The organism is Methylocystis suflitae (assembly GCF_024448135.1).
GTDB lineage: Bacteria > Pseudomonadota > Alphaproteobacteria > Rhizobiales > Beijerinckiaceae > Methylocystis > Methylocystis suflitae.
Genome location: NZ_JAMRYX010000136.1, coordinates 1 through 5,408 on the forward strand (window position 1 = coordinate 1; position 5,408 = coordinate 5,408).

Sequence of the window (5,408 nt, forward strand, 5' to 3'; positions counted from 1 at the left end):
GCCAATTGTCGAGGCGATCGAGCCCTAGCACGCTGACGAGGATCGGCGGCTCGTCCCAAAGACCTGAGTCGACCGCGGTGAAATTGGCAATCGTATGCAGGGGCAACGCCCCCTTGGGATCTTCCGCCATCGCGCCGGCGCCATCGCCATATTGATCGAAGCGCCGCATGTCAGGCGGCATAACGATGGTCGTGAAATTCGTCAGTCCGACCGTGGAGGGTTTCGCGCTCAGGCCGAAATTGGCTGAAAACAGCGAGGTCGAAAGCCGCCGGGACCCGAAGGCCTCCTCCATTTTCGCGCGCGCCGGCGCGTCCATCATCGCCGCCGCCTCCGAAGGCGCGCAATTCGCCATCGCCACGCGCGCTTCAATGCGTTCCTCGCTGTCGCCGGCGCGCCGCGCGACATGGCGGATGGCGACCACATTGCCGTCTGCATCCGTCTCGATGGCGCTGACCTGCCGGCCCATGCGCACGACGCCGCAGCTCTTGGTGATGCATTTGGCGAGCTTCAGGCTCAATTGACGGGAGCCGCCTTTGATATAGGCGCCGCCGGACGCGATATAGCCGCCCTGAGCGAGCGCGTAGAAAATCCACCACAGCCCACGCGGGTCGTCGCCGTAATAGGCGAGATTCGCGCCCAGCGCGCATTTCAAGGCTTCGCAGCCGGCGAAATCGCGCTCCATGATCTCGTGCAATGAATTCTGCCAGCCGGCGGCGGCCGGCGCGACTTCCCAAAGTCCGCGCGCCAATTTGGCGAAGGAGCTTTCCTCGCGGGCCTGTTTCAAGGTCCATAGCGCATCGTGAATCTGCTCGACTTCGCCGAGAAATCTTTGGATCGCGGCGCGTTTGTCGGGGAAGCGGGCGGCGAGCGCCTCATAGGCGGCGGCAAAGCCGAAAGGCAGTTCGAAGGCGTCGCCCACCGGCCCGCCGCGCACGGTATAGAGCGCGCCGGTGGGAAGCCATTCGATTTCGTCGAGAATCCCCAGGCGGCGCAGGATGTCGTGCTTCACGTCGCGGGGGTTGCGCGCGTCGGAGGTCTGGTGAAGCGAGGCTTCGACGGTCAGCGAACCGACCTTGTAGACCGACGCCGCGCCGCCCAGGCTGAAATTGCGCTCTAACAGGCAGACGCTGTAGCCGGCATGCGCAAGCAGCGCGCCCGCCGTCAATCCGCCCAGTCCCGAGCCGATCACCACGGCGTCGAATTTCTTGTCGCTCATTCCGAATCGTCTTTGCCGCTGAAAGATCGCCACTCTATCCCGCCACGCCCCTCTGGCGAAAGGCGGCGGCTGACACAAGATAGGACCCAAGCCCAAGAATTTCAGACAAGGCGCTGGCGATGGCCGATGAGAGCTTTCCTGTAACCCACACCGACGCCGAATGGCGCGCGCTTCTCACGCCCGAGCAATATGAGGTCATGCGCGGGCATGGCACCGAACGCCCGGGAAGCTGCGCGCTCAATCATGAAAAGCGTCGCGGCGCGTTCAACTGCGCTGGCTGCGGCCAGCCGTTGCTTCGCTCGGGTGAGAAGTTCGAGAGCGGCACCGGCTGGCCGAGTTTCTTCGATCCGCTTCCCGGCGCGCTCGGCTCGACCGTCGATCGCAGCTATGGCATGGTGCGCACGGAAGTGCATTGCAGCCGATGCGGCTCGCATCTCGGGCATGTCTTCAACGATGGCCCGCCGCCGACCGGCCTGCGCTATTGCATCAATGGCGTCGCGCTCGATTTTCAGCCCGATTAGGCGTCAAAAGACGATCGGCCTTTGTGATCGCCCGATAGAGTCAAGGCTGCGACGCTGACTGCGACAAAATTTTTTCTAAGGATGTCGCAACGAATGCAGCGCCTGCCGGCTTGCGGTTTCTTCGGATAGGTAAGGATGGGGCTCGGTTTCTCCCCAGCGCAAGCGGCGAGCCTGTCCAGACCCGTCGCATCAGCTTTTCGGCCGTGTAGGAAACTTCACAATTCTTGAGCGAATGCGCGCATTGACCGATGCGCACACAGCCTGCCTCATCCTGTTCTGTTGGGTAGGGGGAGGATAGGCGGCCGGCCCGGCTTGTCGAATAAGCGATTTGCCTCGCGCGTGTGTCGCGCGAGCGGGAGCCGCGTCGCGGCGCCGGTGACGTCGTCACGCCATTGGCGGCTCTGCCGGCTTGACGATCAATTTTGATTCCCGTCATACGAGGTGTCCGCCAATGAATTTTCAGTAAGCGGATTCAGGCGCGCGTCGGCTCGTTGCGGCGAACCGCGGGCCTTGATGCGCGAATTGGAGAAAACTACGGTCGCAAAAAAGGCTGCAGCCTGCATCGGCAGGATTTCAGCCCGGTCGGCCGGGAGCGGGATCGGCGGCGCCGACGCTCGGTTCTCGATGACCGAAAAAAACGAATTGTGGGCTTGTGCGACGCAGGCCTGATAGGGAGTGGACTGCATGTCAGAACGGTCAACCGCCGCGCCGGGCGCGAGCGGAAAGGACAATCAGCATCTTGCGCCGAAGTCCGACATCGAGATTTCGCAGGCCGCCAAGATGCGGCCCATCATCGACGTCGCGCGCGACAAGCTCGGCATCCCGGCCGAACATGTGCAGCCCTACGGCCACTACAAGGGCAAGATCTCCCTCGATTATATCTCCTCGCTCGACAGCCAGGCCGATGGCAAGCTGATCCTCGTCACGGCCATTACGCCGACACCTGCCGGCGAAGGCAAGACGACGACGACCGTTGGTCTCACGGACGGCCTCAATCACATCGGCAAAAAGGCGCTGTGCTGTTTGCGCGAGCCCTCGCTCGGCCCCTGTTTCGGCGTTAAGGGCGGCGCCGCCGGCGGCGGCTATGCGCAGGTCGTGCCGATGGAGGACATCAACCTCCACTTCACCGGCGACTTCCACGCCATCGGCGCGGCGAACAATCTACTCGCGGCGCTGATCGACAATCACATCTATTGGGGCGGCGAGCCCAAGATCGACTCGCGCCGCGTCGCATGGCGGCGCGTCGTCGACATGAACGACCGCGCATTGCGCTCGATCGTGTCGTCTCTCGGCGGCGTCTCGAACGGCTTCGCCCGCGAGGATGGATTCGACATCACCGTCGCTTCGGAAGTGATGGCGATCTTTTGCCTCGCCTCGGACTTCGCCGATCTGCAGCGGCGGCTCGGCGACATTATCGTCGGCCAGACCCGTGAAAAGAAAAGCGTGCGCGCCTCGGAAGTGAAGGCGGCGGGCTCCATGGCCGCGCTGCTCAAGGACGCGATCGCGCCCAATCTCGTGCAGACGTTGGAGAACAACCCGGCCATCATCCACGGCGGACCTTTCGCCAATATCGCGCATGGCTGCAATTCGGTGATCGCTACGAAGGCCGGCCTGAAGCTCGCCGATTACGTCGTGACGGAGGCGGGCTTCGGCGCCGATCTCGGCGCGGAGAAGTTCTTCGACATCAAATGCCGCAAGGCGGGCCTCAAGCCCGACATCACGGTGATCGTCGCGACGATTCGCGCGCTCAAGATGCATGGCGGCGTCGCCAAGGACGATCTGAAGGCCGAGAATGTCGCCGCGGTCGAGAAGGGCTTCGAGAATCTGAAGCGCCATATCGGCAATGTCCGCAAATTCGGCGTGCCGGTGCTCGTTTCGATCAACAAGTTCTCATCCGACACCGCGGCCGAGATGGCGGCGCTCGACAAGCTCTGCAAGGCGGAAGGCGTCGAATGCGTCGTCGCCGACAACTGGGGCTCCGGCGGCGCCGGCGCGGCGGATCTCGCCAGAGCGGTCGTCAACACCATCGAGACGCAGCCCTCGAACTTCAAGCCGCTCTATCCGGACGACATGCCGCTTGCCGAGAAGGTGCGCACGATCGCCAAGGAGCTCTACGGCGCCGCCGATATCTCTTATGATTCGAGCATCAAGGCGCGCTTTGCCGAACTGGAGAAGGAAGGCTTCGGCAATTTCCCGGTCTGCATCGCCAAAACGCAATATAGTTTCTCGACGGATCCAAACGCCAAAGGCGCGCCTTCGGCCTTCACGATCCCGATCCGCGAATTGCGTCTCTCCGCGGGCGCCGAGTTCATCGTGGTGGTGTGCGGCGACATCATGACGATGCCAGGACTGCCGAAGGTCCCAGCCGCCAACAACATCTACGTTGACGACTCCGGCCGCATCGCCGGCCTGTTCTAGCGCGTTCCCGGCGTCGTCGCCGCCGCGCCCTCTGAAACCCGCCGCTCGAAAGGAGCTTGAGAAATGTTGAATTCCAGAATTCCCGGCAAGAACTTCCTGTTTGTGCCGGGCCCGACCAATCTGCCCGACCGCATCGTGCGCGCCATGTCGGTCGCGTCCGAAGACCATCGCTCGCCGACGTTCCCTGACCTCGTCAAGCCGCTCTTCCCGGGCCTGAAGAAGGTCTTCGGCACGGAAAAGGGCCATGCCTTCATTTTCCCGGCGTCCGGCACCGGCGGCTGGGAAGCCGCGATCACCAACACGCTGTCGCCCGGCGACAAGGTTCTGGCGCAGCGCTTCGGCCAGTTCTCCCATCTGTGGATCGATCTTTGTAAGCGTCATGGCCTCGACGTCGTCGTGCAGGAGCGCGAATGGGGCACCGGCAATGATCCGGAGCTGATCGAAGAGACGCTGAAGGCCGACAAGAATCACGAGATCAAGGCGGTTCTCGCGACGCATAACGAGACGGCGACGGGCGTGACCTCCGACATCGCCGCGGTGCGCCGCGCGATGGACAACGCCAAGCACCCGGCGTTGCTCTTCGTCGATGGCGTGTCCTCAGTCGCGTCGCTCGAGTTCAAAATGGACGAGTGGGGCGTCGACGTGATCGTGTCGGGCTCGCAGAAGGGCTTCATGCTGCCGGCCGGTCTGCTGCTGATGGCGGCGAGCCAGAAGGCCGTCGACGCCGGCAAGTCCAACAAGGGGCGCCGCGCCTATTTCGAGTTCCAGGACATGATTTCCCAGAACGCGAACGGCTATTTCCCTTATACGCCCTCCGTGCCGCTGCTCTACGGCCTTAAGGAATCGCTCTCGATCCTGTTCGAGGAGGGCCTCGATCAGGTCTACAAGCGGCACCATCATCTCGCCGAGGGCGTTCGCGCGGCCGTCTCCGCTTGGGGCCTCAAGTGCTGCGCCAAGGAGCCGAAGTGGAACTCCGACACCGTCACAGCGATCGTCGTGCCGGAAGGCTATAACGCCGCCAAGGTCATCGAGATCGCCTACAAGCGCTACAATCTCGCGCTCGGCGCCGGTCTGTCCGAAGTCGCGGGCAAGGTGTTCCGCATCGGCCATCTCGGCGACCTCAACGAACTCATGCTGCTTGGCGCCATCGGCGGCGCGGAGATGGCCATGCAGGACGTCGGCATTCCCGTGACTCCCGGTTCGGGCGCGGCGGCGGCGCAGGCGGTCTATCGCGCCAATCCGCTGCTCAAGAT

General features: G+C 63.3%; 4 protein-coding genes. 3 read left to right on the forward strand and 1 reads right to left on the reverse strand.

The window, feature by feature from the left end; genetic code table 11:
* Positions 1 to 1,216, reverse strand: a 1,216-nt coding sequence (locus tag NEI07_RS10470) for a phytoene desaturase family protein (protein ID WP_256034426.1), incomplete at its 3' end; no start/stop codon positions are given.
* Between the two features lie 119 nt (positions 1,217 to 1,335).
* Here NEI07_RS10470 and msrB point away from each other — a divergent pair.
* From msrB to NEI07_RS10485, 3 genes are all read left to right on the forward strand, one after another.
* Positions 1,336 to 1,737, forward strand: coding sequence for a peptide-methionine (R)-S-oxide reductase MsrB (gene msrB, locus NEI07_RS10475; protein WP_256034428.1), 402 nt, complete (start codon positions 1,336 to 1,338; stop codon positions 1,735 to 1,737).
* 684 nt (positions 1,738 to 2,421) lie between these two features.
* Positions 2,422 to 4,155: a formate--tetrahydrofolate ligase gene (locus NEI07_RS10480; protein ID WP_256034429.1), complete on the forward strand. Its 1,734-nt coding sequence runs from the start codon at positions 2,422 to 2,424 to the stop codon at positions 4,153 to 4,155.
* Positions 4,156 to 4,218: 63 nt separating this feature from the next.
* The coding region (locus NEI07_RS10485; RefSeq protein ID WP_256034431.1) for an aminotransferase class V-fold PLP-dependent enzyme at positions 4,219 to 5,408 on the forward strand (1,190 nt) is incomplete at its 3' end.

Excerpts from the sequence above, each read along its gene's own strand:
- msrB (WP_256034428.1), top strand. The coding sequence starts at position 1,336 with ATGGCCGATGAGAGCTTTCCTGTAACCCACACCGACGCCGAATGGCGC.
- NEI07_RS10480 (WP_256034429.1), top strand. The coding sequence starts at position 2,422 with ATGTCAGAACGGTCAACCGCCGCGCCGGGCGCGAGCGGAAAGGACAAT.